This window comes from Buchnera aphidicola (Neophyllaphis podocarpi) (genome assembly GCF_964059055.1).
Lineage (GTDB): Bacteria > Pseudomonadota > Gammaproteobacteria > Enterobacterales > Enterobacteriaceae > Buchnera_M > Buchnera_M aphidicola_A.
Genome location: NZ_OZ060386.1, coordinates 394,163 through 416,973, shown reverse-complemented (window position 1 = coordinate 416,973; position 22,811 = coordinate 394,163). Strand labels below are relative to the sequence as shown.

Annotated in this window: 18 protein-coding genes, 1 tRNA gene and 1 pseudogene; 7 read left to right on the top strand and 13 right to left on the bottom strand. The window is 21.2% G+C overall.

Annotation, left to right across the window (positions count from 1 at the left end; all coding sequences use genetic code 11):
• Nucleotides 1-60: 60 nt before the first annotated feature.
• The 8 genes from corC to prfB form a co-directional block, all read right to left on the bottom strand.
• Complete coding sequence (gene corC / locus AB4W60_RS01975; protein WP_343188514.1) at nt 61-948, bottom strand: CNNM family magnesium/cobalt transport protein CorC; 888 nt, start codon at nt 946-948, stop codon at nt 61-63.
• A 39-nt stretch (nt 949-987) separates the two neighbouring features.
• Nucleotides 988-1,395 (bottom strand): rRNA maturation RNase YbeY, encoded by a 408-nt coding sequence (gene ybeY, locus AB4W60_RS01970; RefSeq protein ID WP_343188884.1) that lies wholly within the window; start codon nt 1,393-1,395, stop codon nt 988-990.
• A 99-nt stretch (nt 1,396-1,494) separates the two neighbouring features.
• The gene (miaB, locus tag AB4W60_RS01965; RefSeq protein WP_367676068.1) at nt 1,495-2,817 is read right to left on the bottom strand and encodes a tRNA (N6-isopentenyl adenosine(37)-C2)-methylthiotransferase MiaB; all 1,323 of its coding nucleotides are present in this window, start codon (nt 2,815-2,817) and stop codon (nt 1,495-1,497) included.
• Between the two features lie 37 nt (nt 2,818-2,854).
• Complete coding sequence (gene thyA / locus AB4W60_RS01960) at nt 2,855-3,649, bottom strand: thymidylate synthase (protein ID WP_367676067.1); 795 nt, start codon at nt 3,647-3,649, stop codon at nt 2,855-2,857.
• 1 nt (nt 3,650) lies between these two features.
• Nucleotides 3,651-4,520, bottom strand: a complete 870-nt coding sequence (gene lgt / locus AB4W60_RS01955; RefSeq protein ID WP_367676066.1) for a prolipoprotein diacylglyceryl transferase — start codon at nt 4,518-4,520, stop codon at nt 3,651-3,653.
• A gap of 10 nt (nt 4,521-4,530) precedes the next feature.
• Nucleotides 4,531-5,790 (bottom strand): diaminopimelate decarboxylase, encoded by a 1,260-nt coding sequence (gene lysA, locus AB4W60_RS01950; protein ID WP_367676065.1) that lies wholly within the window; start codon nt 5,788-5,790, stop codon nt 4,531-4,533.
• 8 nt (nt 5,791-5,798) lie between these two features.
• On the bottom strand, nt 5,799-7,307 hold the full coding sequence (gene lysS, locus AB4W60_RS01945; protein ID WP_367676064.1) for a lysine--tRNA ligase: 1,509 nt from the start codon (nt 7,305-7,307) through the stop codon (nt 5,799-5,801).
• Nucleotides 7,279-8,418: a peptide chain release factor 2 gene (gene prfB, locus AB4W60_RS01940; protein WP_367676063.1), complete on the bottom strand. Its 1,140-nt coding sequence runs from the start codon at nt 8,416-8,418 to the stop codon at nt 7,279-7,281. Before prfB ends, lysS begins: the two co-directional genes overlap by 29 nt.
• A 162-nt stretch (nt 8,419-8,580) precedes the next feature.
• On the opposite strand from prfB, the gene ygfZ reads away from it, so the two are divergent.
• Nucleotides 8,581-9,540, top strand: a complete 960-nt coding sequence (gene ygfZ, locus AB4W60_RS01935) for a tRNA-modifying protein YgfZ (RefSeq protein WP_367676062.1) — start codon at nt 8,581-8,583, stop codon at nt 9,538-9,540.
• Between the two features lie 132 nt (nt 9,541-9,672).
• Complete coding sequence (gene gmk, locus AB4W60_RS01930) at nt 9,673-10,296, top strand: guanylate kinase (RefSeq protein ID WP_367676061.1); 624 nt, start codon at nt 9,673-9,675, stop codon at nt 10,294-10,296.
• A 171-nt stretch (nt 10,297-10,467) separates the two neighbouring features.
• Here gmk and typA read toward each other — a convergent pair whose 3' ends face one another.
• A complete protein-coding gene (typA, locus tag AB4W60_RS01925) occupies nt 10,468-12,288 on the bottom strand; it encodes a translational GTPase TypA (protein WP_367676060.1) in 1,821 nt (606 codons plus the stop codon).
• Between the two features lie 143 nt (nt 12,289-12,431).
• Here typA and yihA point away from each other — a divergent pair, with 143 nt between their 5' ends.
• Entirely contained in the window at nt 12,432-13,034 is a 603-nt protein-coding gene (gene yihA, locus AB4W60_RS01920) for a ribosome biogenesis GTP-binding protein YihA/YsxC (RefSeq protein ID WP_343188504.1), read from the top strand.
• 69 nt (nt 13,035-13,103) lie between these two features.
• Here yihA and polA read toward each other — a convergent pair.
• Nucleotides 13,104-15,826 (bottom strand): annotated as a pseudogene (gene polA, locus AB4W60_RS01915) (DNA polymerase I).
• 291 nt (nt 15,827-16,117) lie between these two features.
• On the opposite strand from polA, the gene AB4W60_RS01910 reads away from it, so the two are divergent.
• The 3 genes from AB4W60_RS01910 to ispF all read left to right on the top strand — a co-directional run bounded on the left by AB4W60_RS01910 (nt 16,118) and on the right by ispF (nt 17,678).
• Nucleotides 16,118-16,399, top strand: a complete 282-nt coding sequence (locus AB4W60_RS01910; RefSeq protein WP_343188503.1) for a septum formation initiator family protein — start codon at nt 16,118-16,120, stop codon at nt 16,397-16,399.
• Between the two features lie 84 nt (nt 16,400-16,483).
• Complete coding sequence (ispD, locus tag AB4W60_RS01905) at nt 16,484-17,179, top strand: 2-C-methyl-D-erythritol 4-phosphate cytidylyltransferase (RefSeq protein WP_343188502.1); 696 nt, start codon at nt 16,484-16,486, stop codon at nt 17,177-17,179.
• 16 nt (nt 17,180-17,195) lie between these two features.
• Complete coding sequence (gene ispF, locus AB4W60_RS01900; RefSeq protein ID WP_367676059.1) at nt 17,196-17,678, top strand: 2-C-methyl-D-erythritol 2,4-cyclodiphosphate synthase; 483 nt, start codon at nt 17,196-17,198, stop codon at nt 17,676-17,678.
• 63 nt (nt 17,679-17,741) lie between these two features.
• Here the strand turns inward: ispF and eno are convergent, their stop codons facing one another.
• The 3 genes from eno to glnS all read right to left on the bottom strand — a co-directional run bounded on the left by eno (nt 17,742) and on the right by glnS (nt 22,511).
• Entirely contained in the window at nt 17,742-19,013 is a 1,272-nt protein-coding gene (eno, locus tag AB4W60_RS01895; RefSeq protein ID WP_367676058.1) for a phosphopyruvate hydratase, read from the bottom strand.
• 20 nt (nt 19,014-19,033) lie between these two features.
• Nucleotides 19,034-20,674: a CTP synthase gene (locus AB4W60_RS01890; protein WP_343188499.1), complete on the bottom strand. Its 1,641-nt coding sequence runs from the start codon at nt 20,672-20,674 to the stop codon at nt 19,034-19,036.
• A gap of 196 nt (nt 20,675-20,870) precedes the next feature.
• Nucleotides 20,871-22,511: a glutamine--tRNA ligase gene (gene glnS, locus AB4W60_RS01885; RefSeq protein ID WP_367676057.1), complete on the bottom strand. Its 1,641-nt coding sequence runs from the start codon at nt 22,509-22,511 to the stop codon at nt 20,871-20,873.
• A 181-nt stretch (nt 22,512-22,692) separates the two neighbouring features.
• On the opposite strand from glnS, the gene AB4W60_RS01880 reads away from it, so the two are divergent.
• A tRNA-Met gene (locus AB4W60_RS01880) sits at nt 22,693-22,767 on the top strand.
• Nucleotides 22,768-22,811 lie beyond the last annotated feature (44 nt).

Below are 22,811 nucleotides of genomic sequence, written 5' to 3'. Positions count from 1 at the left end.
ATACATAACTATTATCTTTTTATTAACATTTTTATTTTTTTATTAAAATTATTATGAGTATCAAATATCTAGTAATTTTTTGGGAATAGGCATGTCTTTAGGAATCATAACAACAACTTGTATTATACGATGACTATTTACTATTGAAATTTTAAAATTATATTTATTAATTTTAATATTTTCTCCTTTTTTTGGTAATCTTCCAAATTTTTGCATTACTAAACCCCCAATTGTATCTACTTCTTCATAACTAAAATTAGTATTAAATATCTCGTTAAAATCTTTTATTAAAGTTAAAGATTTTATCTTGTAAGTATTTTTACTAAGCTGATTTATATTTTTATCTTCCTGATTTTTTTTATCATATTCATCTTCTATTTCTCCTACAATTAACTCTAAAATATCTTCTATCGTTACTAATCCTGATAAAGCTCCAAATTCATCTATAACTATTGCCATATGATATCTTTTAGATTTAAAATCTTTCAACATTTGATTAACATATTTACTTTCAGGTACTATAATTGCTGGTCTTAATATTTTATTAATTAAAAAATTTTTTTCATTATGCATAAATTGTAGTAAATCTTTAGCAATTAAAAAACCTTCTATACGATCTTTATCTTCACTTATTACAGGAAATCTTGAATGAGCAGATTTTATGATTATATTTAAACATTTACTTAAACTGAAATTTAACTTTAATGTAACCATTTGTGTTCTTGGAATCATTATTTCTCTTACTCTTTTTTTAGTTATATGTAATACTCCTTCTATCATATCTCTTGTGTCATGATCTATTAATTCTTTTTGTTCTGAATTACGAATTAATTTTAATAAGTCTTCGCAGTTTTTTGGTTCTTCATTGAATATTTGATGTAACAATAAAGAAAAAAAACCTTTTCTATTGGATTTATCTGTTTTTTTTGAACAACTATCATCGTTCATATATTTTTTTGTTTCTCTTTTAATTAATTTAGTAATGTATTATTTAATATATGGATTCTTATAACCCATTTTTTTTAAAATTTTAATTTCTAAATTTTCCATAGTATTTGCTTCTTTGTTTTTTATATGATTATATCCCATTAAGTGTAATCCTCCATGTATTATAATATGTGCCCAATGTTCATTTATTTCTTTTCTTTGCTTTTTTGCTTCAATTTGCATAATTTTATTACAGATAATTAAATTACCTATTAACAATGATTTTTTATAAGGATGATTTATGAAAGGAAAAGATAATATATTTGTAGGTGTATTTTTTCCTCTATATTTTTGATTTAAATTTTTTATTTCTTTTATACTAACAACTCTTATTGTTATATTTATTTTTTTTTTGAATTTTTTAAATATATATTTAATCCAGTATATTAATTTTGTTTTCTCTGGTATATTTTTTTTTTACAGGCTATTTGTACATTTACAATAATTTTTTTCATTATAATTTCATTGTTTTTGTATTTAGTATATGTATCATAAAATTATTTTTGATTATATAATTTTTCCTAAAATTTTATTTTTGTAAATATTTTTTATTTTTACTATAACTAATTTTCCTATTATATTATAATCGCTATTAAAATATATAGTTCTATTATTTTCTGTTGTTCCAAAAAACTCATTATTTTTTTGTTTTGTGTATCCTTCAACCAAAACTTCTTGTTTTGTATTTAGCATACTTTTAGTCCATATTCTACCTTGATTAAGTATTTGTTTCTGTAATATATTAAGTCTATTTTTCTTTTCGTTTAATGTTGTATTATTTACAAAATTACATGCTAGAGTTCCTGGTCTAGGAGAATATATAAAACTAAAACTAAAATCAAATTTTATTTCTTTAACTAACTTTAATGTTTTATTAAAATCTGATTCTGTTTCTCCTGGAAATCCTATTATAAAATCAGAACTAAATTGCATGTTAGGTCTAAATTTCAATATTTTTTTTATTATATTTTTATATTCTTTAATAGTATGTCTTCTTTTCATAAGTTTAAGTATTTTATCTGATCCGCTTTGTACAGGAAGATGTAAGAAGCTAGCTAACTTAGGTATTTCTTTATATAAATTTATAATTTCCTCATTAAATTCTACAGGATGACTAGTAATAAATCTTATACGTTTAATTTCTTTTATTAAAGATATACGTCTTATTAAATCAGCAAAATTACATTTTTCTCCGTGTTCGTTTTTTCCTCTATAAGCGTTTACATTTTGGCCTAATAAAGTTATTTCTTTTGTTCCATTATGTGATAATTCTGATATTTCAGATATAATACTATTATGAGGTCTACTAATTTCTGTTCCTCTTGTATGTGGTACAATACAAAAACTACAATATTTATTACATCCCTCCATTATAGAAATTGATGTTTTTATTCCTTTATTTATTTTTTTTAAATTGATATTAAATTTTTTAATTATTTTAGGTGAATCTATATTTATTACAAAATTATTTTTTTGACTTATTTGTTTAATCATATTAGGTAATAAATTTAATGTTCTAGGACCAAAAATTATGTCTATATATTTTGCTCTTAATTTAATTTTTTTACCTTCTTGTGCAGCTACACAACCTCCTACAGCAATTATTAATTTAGGTTTTTTTTCTTTTATTTTTTTCCATCTACCTAATTGGTGAAATAATTTTTCTTGTGCTTTTTCACGTATAGAGCAAGTATTTAAAATTAAAACATCTGCTTCTTCTGCTACTTTTGTTATAGTATATTTATCTTTTTGTAGTGTCCTGGTGATAATTAATGAATCGTACTCGTTCATTTGACATCCCCAGGTTTTTATATGTATTTTTTTGTTCATATTTTATTTTATTTATATATTTTTATTTTAAATTTTTTCAAATAGCTACTTTTGCTTTAATTGTAGATTGTGGTTTGTATCCTTTTATTTCGAAGTTATTAAAATTATATTTAAATATCGAAGAAGGTTTTTTATTAATAATTAATTCAGGTAATTTAGATGGAGTTCTAGAAATTTGAATTTTTGCTAAATTTATATGGTTTTTATATAAATGTACATCACCTCCTGTCCATATAAATTTTCCTATATTTAAATTACATTGTTGAGCTATCATAGATAGTAATATTGAATAGCTAGTTATATTGAACGGTAATCCCAAGAATACATCACAAGATCTTTGATATACTTGACAACTTAATTTCCTGTTTATAACATAAAATTGAAATATTATATGGCAAGGAGGTAAAAGCATTTTATCAATTTCTCCTACATTCCATGAAGATACTATTATTCTTCTCGAATTTGGGTTATGTTTTATTTCTTTTATTATATTAGCTATTTGATCTATGTTTTTTCCTTCATTATTTGTCCATTTTCTCCATTGTTTACCATATATAGGACCTAAATTACCATTTTTATCTGCCCACTCATTCCAAATTGAGATTTTATTTTTTTGAAGATATTTTATATTTGTATCTCCACTTAAAAACCAAAGTAATTCATGAATAATAGAAGGTATATGACATTTTTTTGTTGTAAGTATAGGTAAACCTTCTTTTAAATTGAATTTCATTTGATAGCCAAAAATTGATTTTGTACCTATACCTGTTCTATCGTCTTTATTTTTTCCATGTTTAATGATTTTTTTTAATAGTTTTATATATTGTTTCATTTTATTTTAATTTTTTAATGAATGAATTTATGTAACATTTTGTAATAGTTACTATACCTAATATAATCATTGGAAAAGATAAAATTTGACCTATTGTAAAATAATTTATTATAAATTTAATTTGATAATCAGGTTCTCTAAAATATTCACATATAAATCTTAGTATTCCATAAAATATTAAAAACAGTGAAGATATGTATCCCGGATTTTTATTTTTTTTATTCATTTTATTTAGTAATAAAAATAAAATTATTCCTTCTAATAAAAGTTCATATAATTGAGATGGGTGTCTAGGAATTACCCCGAATTTATTTATAAATATTTTATATTGGGGATGGATTATTGTTTCTTTTAGATCTACATATTTTGAATTAGGAAATAATATTGAAAAACTATTATTAACTGATATTCTTCCCCATAACTCTCCATTTATAAAATTGCCTAATCTTCCTAAAGTAATTCCTAATGGTGCTAATGGGGTAATAAAATCAGAAATATAAAAGAAGTTTTTTTTAGTTCTATAAGAAAAAAATAACAATGAGATTAATATTCCTATTAATCCTCCGTGAAATGACATGCCTCCCATCCATATTTTGAATATATAAATAGGATTAATAATAAAAAATTTTATATTATATAATATTATATATCCTATTCTACCTCCTACTAGCATACCTAAAAAACCATAAAATAACAAATTTTCTATTTCTTTTTTTGTTAAAAAAAAATTTGGAATGTTTGATTTTTTAGTTCCATACACTATATATATTAAAAATATAAAAATATACATTAATCCATACCAATTTATAGGTATATTTTTAGTTAAAAAAATAACATAATTATATAACTGAAAGTTTAAAGAAAAATTCATTATAATTTTACTAAAATATTTTTTTAATTCTTTCTAGCATTAATAATTCTTTTATAGTTTGCGGTCTTCTTATTTGAAATAATATATTACTTTTTTTTAATAAAAATTCTGGAATTAATGGTCTACTATTATAATTTGATGACATAGAAGCTCCATATGCTCCAGTATCATAAAATATTAAATAATCTCCAGGATATGCAATTGGAAGTAAACGAGTTTCAATATCTCCTAATTCTGTTTGTGTGAAAATATCTCCTGATTCACATAATGGTCCTCCTACTACTGTTTCAATTAACTCATCTTTTTTTATTTTTCTACTATTATGCGGTATTATTGATATATGATGGTAGCTTCCATACATAATTGGTCTCATTAAATCATTGAATCCTGCATCTACTAAAATAAATCTTCTATTTTTTATTTTTTTTATTGCTCTAATTTGAGTTATAAGTAGACCTGACTCAGCTACTAAAAAACGCCCAGGTTCTATTTCTAATTTTATTTTGTGACCTAAATATTTTTCTATTTCTTTTCTTGCATTATTCCATAATTTAAAGTAGTGTTTTATGTTGATAGACTTATCATTTTTTTTATATGGAATAGGTAATCCTCCTCCTGCTGATATTAAATTTATATCTTGATCTAAATATTTTACCTGTTCTACCATTGATTGACATAGTTTTTTCAAGTGCTTATAATCTACTCCTGAACCTATATGCATATGCAAACCTTTTAATTTCAATTTATATTTTTTTATAGCTTCTTTAGCTTCTTTTATATACCATATACCATGTTTGCTATTTTCTCCTCCAGTATTGGTTTTTTTGCTATGTCCGTGACCAAATCTTGGGTTAATTCTAATCCAAATATTATGATTTGGTGATGTTTCTCCTATTTGATGAATCATATCTATTGAACCAACATTAACTGTAATATTTAATTTTAAAACTTTTTTTAGCGTATTTATATCAAAAATATCAGAAGTAAAAACTATATCTTCGTTTTGCGTACTGTAACCTGCAGCTAAAGCTCTTTCTATTTCACCTAAAGAAACTGCATCTACTTTAAGTCCATTTTCTTTCATTATAGATAATATATGTATATTTGAACATGCTTTTTGTGCATATCTAACTATATCAAAATTGCTTAGTTCTTTAATTTTTTCACATATTTTTTTTTCATTATATATCCATATAGGTTTTTTTATCTTTTTCATTATACTAATAATTTTATTATTACTTATAAATTTTTTTTTATTTATTTCTTTCATTTTTGTTTTTATTTTATTGGTTTTAATATTGGAAATAATATAACATCTTTTATATTATAGCTATTTGTTAATAACATAACTATTCTATCTATACCTATACCCATACCAGCAGTAGGAGGCAGACCATATTCAAGAGCTTTTATATATTCTTTATCGTAGAATTGTTTTTCTATATTTTTATTTTTATATTTTTCAATATATTGTTTTTTGAATCTATTGCTTTGATCTTCAGAATCGTTTAATTCTGAAAAACCATTGCCTATTTCCATTCCTCCTATAAATAATTCAAATCTATCAGCTACATTAGGATTGTTATCATTTGTTCTAGCAAGAGGAGAAGATTCTAATGAATATTCTGTGATAAATGTAGGTTCTATTAATTTATTTTCTATTTTTTTTTCAAATATTTCCAATATAATTCTTTCTTTAGTAAAGTTACTTTCTACATTAATATCTAAATAATTAGCAATTTTTATAATTTCATTTTTATTTTTTAAGTCATTTATTTTTATTTTTGGATAAAATTTTAAAATAGACTCTTTCATTGTTAATATTTGAAATTTTTTACTAAAATCAATGTTATATCCTTTAAATTTTATTTTATTTTTTTTAAAGATTTTTTTTACTAAATATTTTAATAAATTTTCAGCAAATTGCATCATTTCAACATATGTGATATATGATATGTATAATTCCATCATTGTAAACTCTGGATTATGACGAAGAGATAAACCTTCATTTCTAAAATTTCTATTTATTTCAAATATTTTATTAAATCCTCCTATAATTAATTGTTTTAAACTTAATTCTGGTGATATTCTTAGATATAAATTTATATTTAAAGATTTATGATATGTGATAAAAGGATTAGCTATAGCTCCTCCTGGAATATTTTGCATCATAGGAGTTTCTACTTCTATAAAATCATTATTATCCATAAATTTACGAATTGATTTTATAATCAAAAACCTTTTTTTAAAGATATTACATATATTTCTATTAGTTATAAGATCTAAATATCTTTTTCGATATTTTATTTCTTTATTAGCTAATCCATGAAATTTATCTGGTAAAGATCTTAAACATTTAGTTAAAAGTTGAAATTTTTCGCAATAGATAGTAAGTTCTTTAGTTATAGTTTTAAATAATTTACCTTTAACTCCAATTATATCTCCTAAATCTAATTTTTTTATTTCTTTATCATAAATTTTTTTGGTTATTACTTGTTTTTTTATATATATCTGAATTGTTCCATTTATATCTTGCAGTGAAAGAAATGTCACTTGACCTATTTTCCTTTGATTTACTATTCTTCCTGCTATACAAAATTTTTTATTTATTTTTTTTAATTTTTCATTACTTTCAGATATATATTTTTTTTTTATTGTATAAATATTATCACTAGTTTTAAAATTATTAGGAAAAGCTATACCTTTTCTTTTTATATCTTGTAATTTATTTAACCTGACTTGAAATTCATTATTGTTTTTATTTATTTTTTTTTCTATCATTTTCATAATCCTTTTGTAGTTCTAATTTTAGACTTTCTAATATGAATATATCTAATTCTCCATTTAGTATTGCTTGTATATTTCTGCTTTCTATATTAGTTCTTATATCTTTAATTCTAGAATCGTCTAATATGTAAGATCTAATTTGATTACCCCATCTAATATCTGATTTTTGTTTTTCTAGATTTTTTTTTTCTATATTTTTTTTAATAAGTTCTAATTTATATAATTTAGATTTCATTTGTTTAATAGCTGTTTCTTTATTCTTATGTTGAGATCTATCATTTTGACATTGAGTTACTATGCCAGTTGGTATATGGGTTATTCTTACAGCTGATTCTGTTCTATTAACATGTTGACCTCCTGCTCCTGAAGCTCTATATACATCTATTCTGATATCAGAAAGATTAAAATCTATATTTATATCTTTATTATTTATATCAGGATAAACAAAAATTGAACTGAATGATGTATGTCTTTTTCCTGTAGAATCAAATGGGCTTTTGCGTACTAAACGATGTATACCGTTTTCTGTTCTCATCCATCCAAAAGCATATTTTCCTTCTATTTTTAATGTAGCATATTTAATTCCAGCTATTTCTCCTGGTAATATATCTATTATTTCACTTTTAAAATTTTTATTTTCAGCCCATTTTAAATACATTTTTAATAGCATTTTAGCCCAATCTTGAGCTTCTATTCCGCCTGATCCTGGTTGAATATCTATATAACAATTATTTTTATCATTTTTTTTAAAAAACATTTGCTGTATTTTAATTTTTTTTATTCTTTTTTCCAGATCTTTTAATAATTTTTCTGTCTCTTTTAATAAAGATTTATCTTTTTCTTTTAAAGAAAAAATAATTATATCATTAATATCATTAATACTTGTTTGTATTATGTTAATTTTATTTATAATTTTTTCTAAATTATATTTTTCTTTATTTAAATTTTTTGCATAAAGTTTATTATTTTTCCAAATTTGCGGTGTTGCTAATTCTTGATTTATTTTTTTTAATCGTTTGTTTTTTTTATTAATTTGTAAATTTTTTTTTATTATTTTTATATTTTTTTTTATATAATTTATTTTATTTTTAATTATATATATATCTTTCATATTATATTTTTCTTTTTTGAATAAAATATTAAAAATTATATAATATTTTTTAATTTTATATTATTTTATTTATATAAACTTATATGTTTTTGTACAATATGATATATTTATTTACAATTAATACTATTTATTGTATATAAAAATATTTCTAGGCGACATTTTATGGTTTTAGATACTTTTTCTGATTTAAATACTATTTTAAAAAAAGATGTACCGTTAAAATTATTTTTATTGAATGAATTAAAAATAATTAAAATATGTGGTATTGATAGTTTTAATTATCTGCAAAGTCAATTTACTATTGATATTAAATTACTAAATAAAAATAACTATTTAATTTCTGCTCATTGCAATAATAAAGGAAAGATTTTAAGTGTTTTTTACATATTCAAATATTTAAAAGATTTTTATTATATTCAGCCTTCTAATATTACTAATAAACAAATTTTTGAATTAAAAAAATATTCCATTTTTTCTAGATTAAATATTGAACAAAATTCTGAATTAGTATTGATTGGTGTTTTAGGTTTTAAAGCTGTTAGTTTCTTAGAAGAAAATTTTGAAATTAAGTTTAATAAATTTAATAATTTATTAATATGCAATAAAGATATATTTGTTTTAAGTTTTAAATATCCTATTAAACATTTTTTAATAATTATACATGTTGATAACTTTAATAATCGTATTCAGCAATTAAATAAAAACATTGTTTCTTATGATAATTCTTACTTTTTAAGTTTGTTAATTAGATCTAATTTCCCTATCATAAATAATAAAATCATTGGTAAGTTTTTTCCTCAGAATTTAAATTTAGCTTCTAATCATGGTTTAAGTTTTGATAAAGGTTGTTATATTGGACAGGAAATGATTTCTAAAATTAATTTTTCTAAATCTAATAAAAAATCTTTGTATTGTTTATTTGGAAAATATAATAATTTATATGTTAATAGTAATTTAATTGAAAAACAAGTTTTTGGTAAATGGTATATTGCAGGAAAAATTTTAAATATTATAACAGTAAGTAATATATATTTTATAATTCAGGGAGTATTAGATAAAAATTTAGTTAATGATATTAAATTACGTATTTATAAAACAAATATTTTATTGAAAATAATATAATATATATTATTTTTATAATTTTTATTATTTTTATTTTTAATTTTATATAAAATTTAAATAAAAAAATATTTTAAAATGTATAATTATTTTTTAAATACAAATATATTTTTATGATTAAATAAATTAAATTTTATGTCTATAGGAAAAATTTTTATTATTTCGGCTCCTAGTGGAGCTGGTAAGTCTAGTTTAATTAATGCTTTGTTAAAAACAAAATTAATTTATGATACTAAAGTATCTATTTCGCATACTACTAGAACAATTAGACCAGGTGAAAATAATGGTCAACATTATTACTTTATATCTAAAGAAGAATTTTTTTATATGATTAAAAAAAAACAATTTTTAGAATATGCTAAAGTATTTAATAATTATTACGGAACTTCTAAATTAAATGTTTATAAAGTTTTATCAGAAGGTATGGATATCTTTTTAGATATAGATTGGCAAGGAGCTAAACAAATAAAAGATAAAATTCCTGATTCTAAGAGTATTTTTTTGCTTCCTCCTTCAAAAAGTGAATTGTATAATAGATTATTATTTCGTTCTCAAGATAGTAATAATATTATTAAAAAACGTATGTCTAAATCTGTTTTAGAAATGAATCATTATGTTGAATATGATTATTTAATCATAAATGATAATTTTAATTCATCTATAATTAATTTAAGAAATATTATTTGCGCAGAACGTTTATCTACTAATCGCCAGAAAATTAAATATAAACTTTTAATTAATGAACTTTTAAATAATTAATTATTTATTATTTTTATATTTATTATCTAAGTAATTATAATGAATTAATTATTGTTGATAATTTATACATTTTTAGTGTTTTTAGTAAGTAATATAATTTTTATTATTAATTATAATTTAATAAATTTTGAATTATATTACTTACCTTTTTATTATAAGTTTTAATTAAAATTATTTAATATATTTACTTGTTTTTTTTCTTGCATTTATAGTCAAATATTTTTTTCGTAAACGAATATTCTTAGGTGTTACTTCTATCAATTCATCATCATTTATAAATGATAATGACTCCTCTAAGCTCATTCTAATTGGTGTTGTTAGATTAATAGCTTCATCAGAACCTGATGCTCTCATATTAGTAAGTTTTTTTGCAAGTAAACAATTTACAGTTAAATCATTATTTCTATTATGTATTCCAATAATTTGACCTTCATAAACTTTTTCTCCTGGTCCTATAAAGAGCTTTCCTCTATTTTGTAAATTAAATAAAGCAAATCCAATAGATGTTCCTTCTTTATTAGAAATTAATACTCCGTTTTCTCTTTGTTTTTTATTATAGTTTTGTAAGTTATCATAGTGACTAAAAGACGAGTATAATACTCCTGTTCCAGATGTTATATTTATAAATTCTGATCTAAATCCTATCAAAGATCTACTTGTTGCTGTATAGTGCATACGTACTCTATCTTTATTTTCTGATTTATTTATACTTTTTAGATCATTTTTTCTTTCTCCCATTATTTTCATAATTATTCCTTGATGTTTTTCTTTTATTTCTATTAATACATCTTCAAATGGTTCTTTTATAATATTATTGATCTTTCTCAATATTACTTTTGGTCTAGAAATTTCTAATTCAAATCCTTCTCTCCTCATATTTTCTATTAATATTGAAATATGTAATTCTCCTCTACCTGATACGCTAAAAACGTTATTTTTTTTAGTTTCTTCTACTTTTAAAGCTATATTATTTATAGTTTCTTTTTTTAATCTTTCTAATATTTTTCTAGATGTAATATATTTACCTTCTTTACCTGAGAAAGGTGATGTATTAACTCCAAAAAACATTGTTACAGTAGGTTTTTCAATCTTTATTTCTTTCATTATTTCTATGTTTTTATAATCACATATTGTATTAGAAATTTTGATATTATTTAAACCAGTAATAGCGATAATATCTCCTGCTTTTGCTGATTCACTTTCAAATTTATTTATTCCTTGATATTTTAAAACTTTATTTATTTTTCCGTATTTAATTTCATTTTTACTATTTATAATTGCAACTTGTTGATTTGTTTTAACTATCCCTCTATTAATTTTACCTATACCTACAATTCCTAAATAATTATCATAATCTAATTGTGAAATTTGCATTTGAAAATGACCGTTTAATTTTACTTTAGGATAAGGAGCATATTTAATTATGCTATTATATAAAGCATCCATATTATTTTTGATTTTATTTATTTCAGTTCCTGATGATCCTAGTAATGCTGAAGTATATACTACTTTAAAATCTAGCTGGTCATCTGTTGCGTTTAAGTTTATAAACAAATCAAAAATTTCATTTATCACCCAATCAGGCCTAGCATCTTTTCTATCTATTTTGTTTATTACTACAATTGGTTTTATGTTGTTTTCAAATGCTTTTTTTGTAACAAATCTAGTTTGAGGCATAGGACCTTCTAATGCATCTACAATTAAAAGAACTGAATCTACCATAGAAATAATTCTTTCCACTTCACCGCTAAAATCTGCATGACCAGGAGTATCTATTATATTTATAGTATGATTATTCCATGTAATTGAGGTATTTTTAGCTAATATAGTAATTCCTCTTTCTTTTTCTATTACATTAGAATCCATTATCTTATTAATTGTTTTATGTGTTTTTTTAAAAGTATCTGACTGTTCTAATATTTTTTCTATTAAAGTAGTTTTTCCATGATCAATATGAGCTATCACAGCTATGTTTCTAATTCTTTTAATCATTGTTTAATTTTATTTACCTCTCTATTAAACTTTTAATATTTTTATTATTTATTAATTTTAATAACTTTATTTAATTTATTTTATCATGTAAAATATTAAATAATTTAATTTTTATAATTTTCTAAAAATTATGGATATAATAATTGTCAAAATATAATTATCACCAAACTAGATTTTTAAAAAGCGAACCTAATATAACTTATAAAAATATAAATTCAGGAATTGAAGTAGCATTTTTAGGTTATTCTAACTCTGGAAAATCTAGTGCTTTAAATTTTCTAACTAATCAAAAAAAATTATCACGTACTAGTAAAGTTCCAGGTTGTACTAAACTAGTTAATTTTTTTGAAGTATTTAAAGGATTTTATTTATTAGATTTTCCTGGTTATGGATATGTTAAATATTCTTATTTAATTAATTCAAATTTCAAAAATGTAGTATTTAGATATTTAAATACAAGTACTATTTTACAGGGTATAGTTGTTTTTATGGATATTCGTCATCCTATGAAAAAAATAGATCAAGAAGTTATTAAACTAGCATTTTTAAATAAAATACAAGTTTTAATTTTATTGACTAAATCTGACAAAATATCATTTAGCTTACAAAAAAAAGTTTTAATTCAGATAAAACATATTATATTTCAAGATTATAACAATACAATAACAGTTGAATTATTTTCAATTTTTAACAAAGATAGTGTTAAAAAATTATCTAATATGTTAGATTTATGGTCTAAAAATTAAATTTAATATAAAAATTAATTAATATATTTTTAATTTACTAATTAAGGTATTAATTAGATACTAATATTTTTATTTTAATATTTTTATTAGTTTCATTTCTAGTAAATTTTTTCCAGTTTTTATATTTATATTAATTGGTACAGTTAGTTTTTTATTATTTTCCATTATTTTTTTAATTTTTTCACAATATTTATAAATATTATTTTTATTAATTTCAAATATCAATTCATCATGTATTTGCATTATCATTTTTATATTTTTTTGTATTTTATTTTTATTAATCCATTGGTCTATTTTAATCATAGAATATTTGATAATATCTGCTACTGTACCTTGTATAGGTCCATTTATTGCCAATCTTTCAGATGATTTTTTTTTATTATTATTCAAAGAATTGATATCTTTAACATGTAAAATTCTTCCAAACAATGTTAAAACATATTTATTTTTTTTTGCAAATTCTAAATTTTGTTTTATATAATTATATACTCCTTTATATTTTTTAAAAAAAATTTTTATATAATTTTCAGCTTCTATTATGTTTATATTTAATATTTTTGATAGTCCAAAAGGTTTCATTCCATAAATTAATGCAAAATTTATGGTTTTAGCTATCTGTCTTTGATCTTTTGTTATTTCTGTTGATTTAATATTAAATATTTTTTTAGCTGTTTCTATATGAATATCTTTATTTTTTTTAAAGTATAATAGAAGTTTTTTATCCTTTGAGAAGTGTGCTATAATTCTTAGTTCTATTTGTGAGTAATCTACTGATACTAATATATTATTTTTATTAGATATAAATGCTTGTCTTACTATTTTTCCTTCTTTGCTTTTTATTGGTATGTTTTGCAGATTAGGATTTGTAGAAGTTAATCTTCCTGTGGTTGTTTTTACTTGATTATAACAAGTATGTATTCTTTTTGTAATATTATTAATCAATTTTATTAAATTGTCGCAGTATACAGATTTTATTTTATATAATTTTCGATATTCTAATATTAAAGTAATTAATGGATTATTTTTAAACAAATTTTTCAATGTTAATTTACTAGTTGATAATTTTTTTTTTTGTTCATCATTAAATAATATATTTTTTAACTGATTTGTAGATAAAATATTGAAATTTTTTCCTGTTAGTGTTTTTACTTTTTTATTTATTTCTTTTAATCTTATTTTTATTTTTTCTGCATGTTTTATTAGCACATTTTTGTTTATTAATACCCCATTTTTTTCAATTCTTAAAATTACTTTTAATAAAGGTATGTCTAAATTTAATAATAGATTTTTTATTTTTTTATTTTTTTTAATTTTTTTGTACATTATTACATGTAACATGAATATAATTATAGATTTTTGATTTTCTTCTATAATGTTTTTTGTAATTTTATTTTTTATATTGCTATATGTATTATTTTTTAATTGTATCCATTTTTCTGTCAGAATTTCAATCTTATCATGATTTTTTATTGTGTTTTTTAGTAAATAAGATTCTAGTATAATATCAAAATTTTTTCCTCTTAATTTTATATTATATTTTTTAAAAATTATTAAATTTAATTTTAAATTATAGTGAATTTTATTTATTAAATTATTTTCTAAAATATTTTTTAATTTTAAAAATATATAATTTTTATCAAATGTTTTTTTGTTATTTATTTGATGAATTTCTTCTATATTAATAATATATGTAGTTTTTTTAGATGTTGATATAAAAATGTTTCTTATATTAATATTGTTACATACATTTTTTATATCTTTAATTTCAAAATATATTGAAATCATACTGTAATTATTTATAATATTTATATTATTTTCTAAATTTTCTTTATTTAAATATACAAATTTTTGTTTTATTTTATTTTTTTTTTCTTTTTTATCAATATTCAATTTATTATCTGTTTTTAAATTCCATGTATTTAATTCTATTTGTTTTATCCATTTATTAAAATTGTAATATTTAAATAAATTTAATACTGTTTTTATTTTTGTATTTTTTATTTTTATATTTTCAAGAGAAATTTGTAATTTTACATTTAATTTTATTTTTACTAATTTATAAGATATTAAAGCATTTTTTTTATCTTTATTTAGTTTTTTTATAATATTTTTAGCTCCACGTATTTTAATTGTTAATATTTTTTTTAAGTTTTTATAAATTAATGTTAAATCACCTATTTCTTCTATAAGTTTTATTGCTGTTTTTGGACCAATTCCTTTAATTCCTGGAATATTATCTGATTTGTCTCCTGTTAACGCTAATAAATCTATTATATTTTTAGGATATACTCCATATTTTTTCTTTATTTCTTTAATGCCCATAATATAATCAATATTATCATTAATAATATTAATATTTTTTGTAACTAATTGAGCCATATCTTTATCGCTCGTAACTATTATTACTTTTCTATTATCTTTTTCTGCTTGTTTGCATAAAGTTCCAATAACATCATCAGACTCTACATTTTTAATAGATATAAACGGTATTCCTATTGCTTTAATTATTTTTATTAAAGGAGCTATTTGATTTTTTAAATTTTCTGGCATTATTTTTCTATTAGCTTTGTATTCTGCAAAGATTTTATTTCTAAAGTTTTTTTTTTATAATCAAAAATTATTGCAATATTTTTTGTTTTGTATTTTTTAATTAAATTTATTATTAAATTTATAACACCATATATAGCTCCAGATTGCTCTCCTTTTTCGTTTTTAAGATTTTTTAAAGCATAATAAGAACGATATAAATAGTATGATCCATCTATTAATATTAATATCTTTTTACTAATCATATAATCTTTTCCTGTGTGATATAATCAATAATTGTATTGATCTAACTTTTTATGTAATATTAAAATAACATGTTTTATGTTATTAATTTAATAATTATTGTATTGTTTTATGATTTTAATTATATTAAAATTGATATTTATATTGTTGTATTAAATTTTTTATAAAAATAAATTTATATTTTTATTTTAATAATTTATTTTTAATTTTAATTAAACTTATTTTAATTATTATCTTATGTAATTATTAAATTTTATTAATTTTTTATATTTTAAAGGTTATATAATATATAAATGTTATCTATAAATTTAAATAAATTTTTTAAAATAGACAAAATTACTTTTATATTATTTATTTTATTATTTTGGTTGCAATATTCTTTTTGGTTTGGTAAAAATGGTTTTTGTGATTACTTTTTTATATATAAAACTTTTATTAAAATAAAAAAAAATAATATTAAAGCAAGAATAAATAATAAGAAAATTTTAAAAGAAATAGAATATATAAATAATAATACATTAGAATCTATAAAAGGTATAGCTCTTAGTAAATTAGGAATAATTAAAAAATCATGAGATTTTTTATAGATTAATTCAAGAATTATTACATTAAATTAATATTTATTACTAATTTTTAATTTTACATTGTATAAGTTAACTATGAAGTTAAAAAAAAATAATATTGTTGCTGTTATACCTGCTGCTGGTATAGGAAAAAGAATGTTATTAAATTTTCCTAAACAGTATTTAGTTATCAATAAACGCACAATAATTGAACATTCTATTTCTACTTTACTGAAAGATTCTAGAATTATAAAAATAATAATTGTTTTACATAAAAAAGATAATTATTTTTGTAACTTACCTATTTATTTAAATAAACGTATTTTTGTAACTAGGGGTGGTATAAATCGTTGTAGTTCTGTATTTCTAGGATTATCTTTTGTAAAAAATGCTGAATGGGTACTAATTCATGATGCAGTTAGACCCTGTTTACAATATAAAGATCTTAATAAAATAATAGACTTAGTTAATACAAGTAGTGTTGGCGGAATATTGACTAATAAAATTAAAGATACTATAAAATTTATAAAATATAATAAATATATTTCTCATACAGTTAATCGGGATAGTTTATTTCTTTCATTGACGCCTCAAATTTTTCCATTTAAATTAATATTTAATTGTTTAAAATATATATTAAGAAAAGGTATTAAAATTACTGATGAATCATCTGCTTTAGAATTATGTGGATATTATCCTAAGATGGTATTAGGATCTAATCAAAATATTAAACTTACTTTTCCTGAAGATTTAAAATTAATTAATTATTATTTAAATTCAGTATATATTTAAGAGGTTATTGATAATTATGCGTATTGGAAGTGGTTTTGATGTTCATGCTTTTAGTAGTACAGAAAAAAAAACTAGTTTTATTATGGGAGGTGTGATAATACCTCATACTAAATGTTTAATTGCTCATTCCGATGGTGATGTACTATTGCATTGTTTAATAGATTCTTTATTAGGATCAGTATCATTAGGTGATATAGGATTGTTTTTTTCTAGCACTAAAAAAATTTATAAGAATATTGATAGTCGTATCTTATTACGTAAAGCTTATGATAAAGTTAAAAATATAGGATATTGTATTTCCAACACAGATATGACAATTATTGCAGAATATCCTATAATGACACCTTATATAAAAGATATGCGGATTAATATTTCTAAAGATTTATCTTGTTCATATAAAAATATTAGCATTAAATCTACAACTACAGAAAAATTAGGTTTTGTAGGTAGAACAGAAGGAATTGCATGTCATGCAATAACATTAGTTCAAAAAATATAATTTTTTAAAAAATAACGAGTTTATTAAATACCCGTTATTTTAATGATTTAATCAATAATTTTGTTAAATGATAGTATTTGTTATTTTTTCTTCTATTCTAATTAGTTGATTATATTTAGCAGTTCTTTCTGATCTGCTTAGAGATCCAGTTTTTATTTGTCCCGCAGAAGTTCCAACAGCTAAATCAGATATTGTCACGTCTTCTGTTTCTCCGGATCTATGTGAAATAATTACTTTATAATTCGCCTGTTTTGCCATTTTTATAGTCATTAATGTTTCTGTTAGCGATCCTATTTGATTTAATTTAATTAAAATAGCATTAGCCACATTTTCTTTTATTCCTCTCTTTAAAATTTTAGTGTTAGTTACGAAAAGGTCATCTCCTACTATTTGAATTTTTTTACCCATTAATTTAGTCTGATACTTAAATCCGTTCCAGTCAGATTCATGTAATCCATCTTCTATAGAAGTTATATGATATTTTTCTGTTAGTTGTTTTAGATAGTTCGTAAATTCTTTTGATGAAAATTCTTTATTTTCTCCTTTTAATTTATATTTTAATGTTTTTTTATTGTATATTTCTGATGCAGCGCAATCTATTGCCAATGTCACATCTTTTCCTATTATATATCCTGATTCTTTAATTGCACTAAGCAATATTTCTATAGCTTGGTTATTAGATTTTAGATTTGGGGCATATCCTCCTTCATCTCCTACTGCTGTATTTAGATTATTTTCTTTTAAAATTTTTCCAAGAGTGTAAAATATTTCCGAACCCATTCTTATAGATTCTTTAATATTTATTTGTTTTATTGGTTTTATCATAAATTCTTGTATATCAATATTATTATTTGCATGAGCTCCTCCATTAATTAAATTCATCATTGGTAATGGAATTGAAAATGTTCCTGGTGTTTCATTAATTTCTGATATATGTTGATAAAAAGGTATTTTTTTAGATATTGAAGCTGATTTTGCTACTGCTAAAGAAACTGCTAAGATAGTATTAGCACCTAATCTAGATTTATTTTCAGTTCCATCTAATTGAATCATTATGTTATCAATATTTTGTTGATTTTCAGCACATTTATTTTTTAGAGATTGTTGTATTTCTTTATTTATATAACTAACAGATTTTTGTACTCCTTTTCCATGATAACGATATGGATTTTCACTATCTCTTAGTTCCATTGCTTCACGACTTCCTTTAGAAGCTCCTGAAGGTACAGATGCTATTCCTATACTTCCATCTTTTAAATGAACTTCTGATTCTATTGTCGGATTACCTCTAGAATCAATTATCTCTCTTCCTATTATTTTTGTAATTTTTGACATATTATTATCCTTATTTTTGTTTAATTTATATAACTTTTGCTTGCTGCTTTTATAAAACTAATAAATAAAGGATGACCTTTTTTTGGATTCGAAGTAAATTCTGGGTGAAATTGGCATCCTAAAAACCAAGGATGAAATGGTATTTCAATAATTTCAATAAAGCTAGCGTTTTTAGATTTTCCAGCAATTATTAAGCCAAATTTTTTTATTTTTTCTATTAGTTTATTATTTATTTCATATCTATGTCGATGTCTTTCTATTATATATTTTTTTTTATATATCTTACTAGATAAACAATTTTTAATTAATTTACATGTATAATTTCCTAATCTCATAGTTCCGCCTAAATTAATTTCTTTTTGTTTTTGATTTTTTTTATTATTTTTTATTTTTTTTATTTTTGTCGAATTAGGTATTAATGTTATAACAGGGTATTTACAATTAGGATCAAATTCTGTAGAATTAGCTTCTTTTAATCCTGCAACATTACGAGAAAATTCTATTAATGCTATTTGCATACCTAAACATATTCCAAAATAGGGAATAAGATTTTCTCTAGCATAGCGCGCAGCAGTTATTTTACCTTTTATTCCTCTATTACCAAAACCTCCTGGTATTAAAATGCCATTTAGATTTTTTAATATATTTTGTCCTTTTTTTTCTATTATTTCAGCATCTATTAACTTTATTTGTACACTTATTTGTGTTTTTAATCCTCCATGTTTTAGTGCTTCTATAATTGATTTATAAGCATCTGGCAAAGAAACATACTTTCCTATTATACCAATAATAACTTTTTTATCAAAATTGTTTTGTTCTTGTATTATTTTTTTCCATTCATTTAATTTTGCTAATGGAACTTTTAATTTAAAATAATTGCATATGTAACTATCTAGCCCTTGGTGTTGTAATAAAATAGGTATTTTATATATTGACTTTACATCTTGAAGTGAAATTACAGCTTTTTTAGAAACATTACAAAATAAAGCAATTTTCTCTTTTTCATGAATTGGAACTATATACTTTGAGCGACATATTATTATATCTGGTTGTATTCCTATTGATAATAGTTGTTTTACAGAGTGTTGAGTTGGTTTAGTTTTTATTTCTTTTGTTGTTTCAATATAAGGAACTAATGTTAAGTGTATATATACGATATTTTTTCTGCCTATATCTGCTGACATTTGACGTATTGCTTCTAGAAATGGGAGCGATTCTATATCTCCTACTGTTCCTCCTATTTCTACTAATACTATGTCTCTACCTATGCTTCCATCAATGATTTTTCTTTTGATTTCGTTAGTTATGTGAGGTATTACCTGAATAGTTGATCCTAAATAATCTCCTTTTCTTTCTTTATTTAACACTTCAGAGTATACACTTCCAGTAGTAAAATTATTTTTCTTTGTCATTTTAGTATCAATAAAACGTTCATAATGACCTAGATCTAAGTCTGTTTCAGCTCCATCTTCTGTTACAAATACTTCTCCATGTTGAGTTGGACTAATTGTCCCTGGATCTACATTAATATATGGATCAAGTTTTATTATACTAATATTTAATTTTCTATTTTCTAGAATTGCAGCTAATGAAGCTGCTACTATACCCTTACCTAAAGATGAAACTACTCCACCTGTTATAAAAATATAATGTGTGGTCATTATTACACCAGAGGTTTAGATTTTTAAAAGATAAATTACTAATAATTAAAAATTTTTTATTAGTAATAATATAAAAAATATAATTTTTTGTTACATAAATTTGATTTAAAATATTTATAATTTTTTTAAGAATATCTTGTTTATTTTATTTTTTAAACCTTTTTATCTATTTTATTTAATTAATATTTATCAAATTTTATCTATTTAACTTAATAATACGATTGAATACCAAGTTTTTGTTTGTAAATTCTTTATAATCTGCTGAAAAATAACCTTCTCTTTCAAATTGATAATTAGATCCTGGTTTTATTTTTTTGCTCCATTTTTCTATTAATCCGTATTGAATAACTAAAGATTTTGGATTAATAAAATTTAAAAAATTTTTTTCTAATTCTGGATTTTTAATTAAAAAAAGATAATTATATAAATTAAATTTAGCTTTTATTGCATTTAAAGCTGAAATCCAATGTATAACTCCTTTAATTTTTCTATCTGTAGGATTTTTACCTAATGTGTTTAAATCACATACACAAAAAATATTTTTTATATTGCCTTTATTATCTTTTTCTACTTTTGTTGCTTTAATTATATATGCATATCTCAGTCTAACTTCTTTGCCTAATGATAGTCTTTTATATCCGGGATGTGAGTTTTCACAAAAATCTTTTTTATCTATATATATTTCCTTGCTAAATATTGCTTTTCTTGTTCCCATGTTTATATTTTTTGGATGGTTTTTAAGTAATATATTTTCTTTATAACTTTCATGTAAGTTTTCTATAATAATTTTTATAGGATTTAATATAGCCATAATTCTATTAGCATTTTTATTTAATTCTTCAGATATGCATGCTTCTAAAGCGCATATTTCTATTAAATTATTTTTTTTGCTAACACCAATTCTATTACAAAATTCTCTTATAGAAGATGCTGTATATCCTCTTCTTTTTAAACCAATAATAGTCATAATTCTAGGATCATCCCACCCTTTAATTATTTTTTTTTCTATTATTTTTTTTATTTTTCTTTTAGATAAAATATTGTATTCTAAATTTAATTTTGAGAATTCATATTGTTTTGGATAAAAATTTATATTGATATTTTTTAATATCCAATTGTATAAACGCCTATTATTTTCAAATTCTAAAGTACATAAAGAGTGTGTTATTTTTTCAATAGCATCGGATATACAATGAGTAAAATCATACATAGGAAATATACACCATTTTTTTTCAGTTTTATGATGTCTAACAAATTTAATTCTATATAATACAGGATCTCTCATTATTATATATGAAGAACTCATATTGATTTTTGCTCTTAAACACATACTTCCTTCTTTAAACCTACCTTTTCTCATTTGTTTGAATAGAAATAAGTTTTCTTTTACAGATTGTGTTCTATATATACTATTTTTACCTTTTGTGTTTAATGTTCCACGGTGTATTTTTATTTCTTTTTTTGACATTCTATCAACATATGCCAATCCTTTCTTGATTAATTCAATTGCATATTGATATATTTTATTAAAATATTCTGATGCGTAATGCTCCTTACCATGCCATTTGAAACCTAGCCATTTAACATCATTTTTTATAGATTCTACATAATTTTTATTTTCTTTTTCAGGATTAGTATCATCTAATCTCAAATTACATGTTCCATTATAATATTTTGCAATTCCAAAATTTAAACATATAGATTTTGCATGACCTAAATGCAGATATCCGTTTGGTTCGGGAGGAAATCTAGTACGTACTTTTATTTTTTTATTTTTTTCAAAATCTTTATTTATTATATGATTAATGAAATTTATTTTATGATTATTTTTTTTCATTTTGATACCAACAATTTGAATAATTAGTACATTTTATTTTTTATTTGTTATTTTATATACATTTTATAAATTTACTATTGTATAAAATATAATTTACGGTTATCATAAGTAATATGTTTATTTTTAATTTTTTTGTTGTTATAATTAATTTTTATTTTAACAGTAAATAAAAATTAATAAAGGCTATGTAGCTCAGTTGGTTTAGAGCGCAGCACTCATAACGCTGAGGTCATGGGTTCAAATCCCATCATAGCCACAATTAAACAACTAACATTAATTATTATATATACTCATGTAAAA

Bases quoted from the DNA above. Each gene is read 5' to 3' on its own strand.
- corC (WP_343188514.1), bottom strand. From the start codon at position 948: ATGAACGATGATAGTTGTTCAAAAAAAACAGATAAATCCAATAGAAAA.
- miaB (WP_367676068.1), bottom strand. From the start codon at position 2,817: ATGAACAAAAAAATACATATAAAAACCTGGGGATGTCAAATGAACGAG.
- thyA (WP_367676067.1), bottom strand. From the start codon at position 3,649: ATGAAACAATATATAAAACTATTAAAAAAAATCATTAAACATGGAAAA.
- lgt (WP_367676066.1), bottom strand. From the start codon at position 4,520: ATGAATTTTTCTTTAAACTTTCAGTTATATAATTATGTTATTTTTTTA.
- lysA (WP_367676065.1), bottom strand. From the start codon at position 5,790: ATGAAAGAAATAAATAAAAAAAAATTTATAAGTAATAATAAAATTATT.
- lysS (WP_367676064.1), bottom strand. From the start codon at position 7,307: ATGAAAATGATAGAAAAAAAAATAAATAAAAACAATAATGAATTTCAA.
- prfB (WP_367676063.1), bottom strand. From the start codon at position 8,418: ATGAAAGATATATATATAATTAAAAATAAAATAAATTATATAAAAAAA.
- ygfZ (WP_367676062.1), top strand. From the start codon at position 8,581: ATGGTTTTAGATACTTTTTCTGATTTAAATACTATTTTAAAAAAAGAT.
- gmk (WP_367676061.1), top strand. From the start codon at position 9,673: ATGTCTATAGGAAAAATTTTTATTATTTCGGCTCCTAGTGGAGCTGGT.
- typA (WP_367676060.1), bottom strand. From the start codon at position 12,288: ATGATTAAAAGAATTAGAAACATAGCTGTGATAGCTCATATTGATCAT.
- AB4W60_RS01910 (WP_343188503.1), top strand. From the start codon at position 16,118: ATGTTATCTATAAATTTAAATAAATTTTTTAAAATAGACAAAATTACT.
- ispD (WP_343188502.1), top strand. From the start codon at position 16,484: ATGAAGTTAAAAAAAAATAATATTGTTGCTGTTATACCTGCTGCTGGT.
- ispF (WP_367676059.1), top strand. From the start codon at position 17,196: ATGCGTATTGGAAGTGGTTTTGATGTTCATGCTTTTAGTAGTACAGAA.
- eno (WP_367676058.1), bottom strand. From the start codon at position 19,013: ATGTCAAAAATTACAAAAATAATAGGAAGAGAGATAATTGATTCTAGA.
- AB4W60_RS01890 (WP_343188499.1), bottom strand. From the start codon at position 20,674: ATGACCACACATTATATTTTTATAACAGGTGGAGTAGTTTCATCTTTA.
- glnS (WP_367676057.1), bottom strand. From the start codon at position 22,511: ATGAAAAAAAATAATCATAAAATAAATTTCATTAATCATATAATAAAT.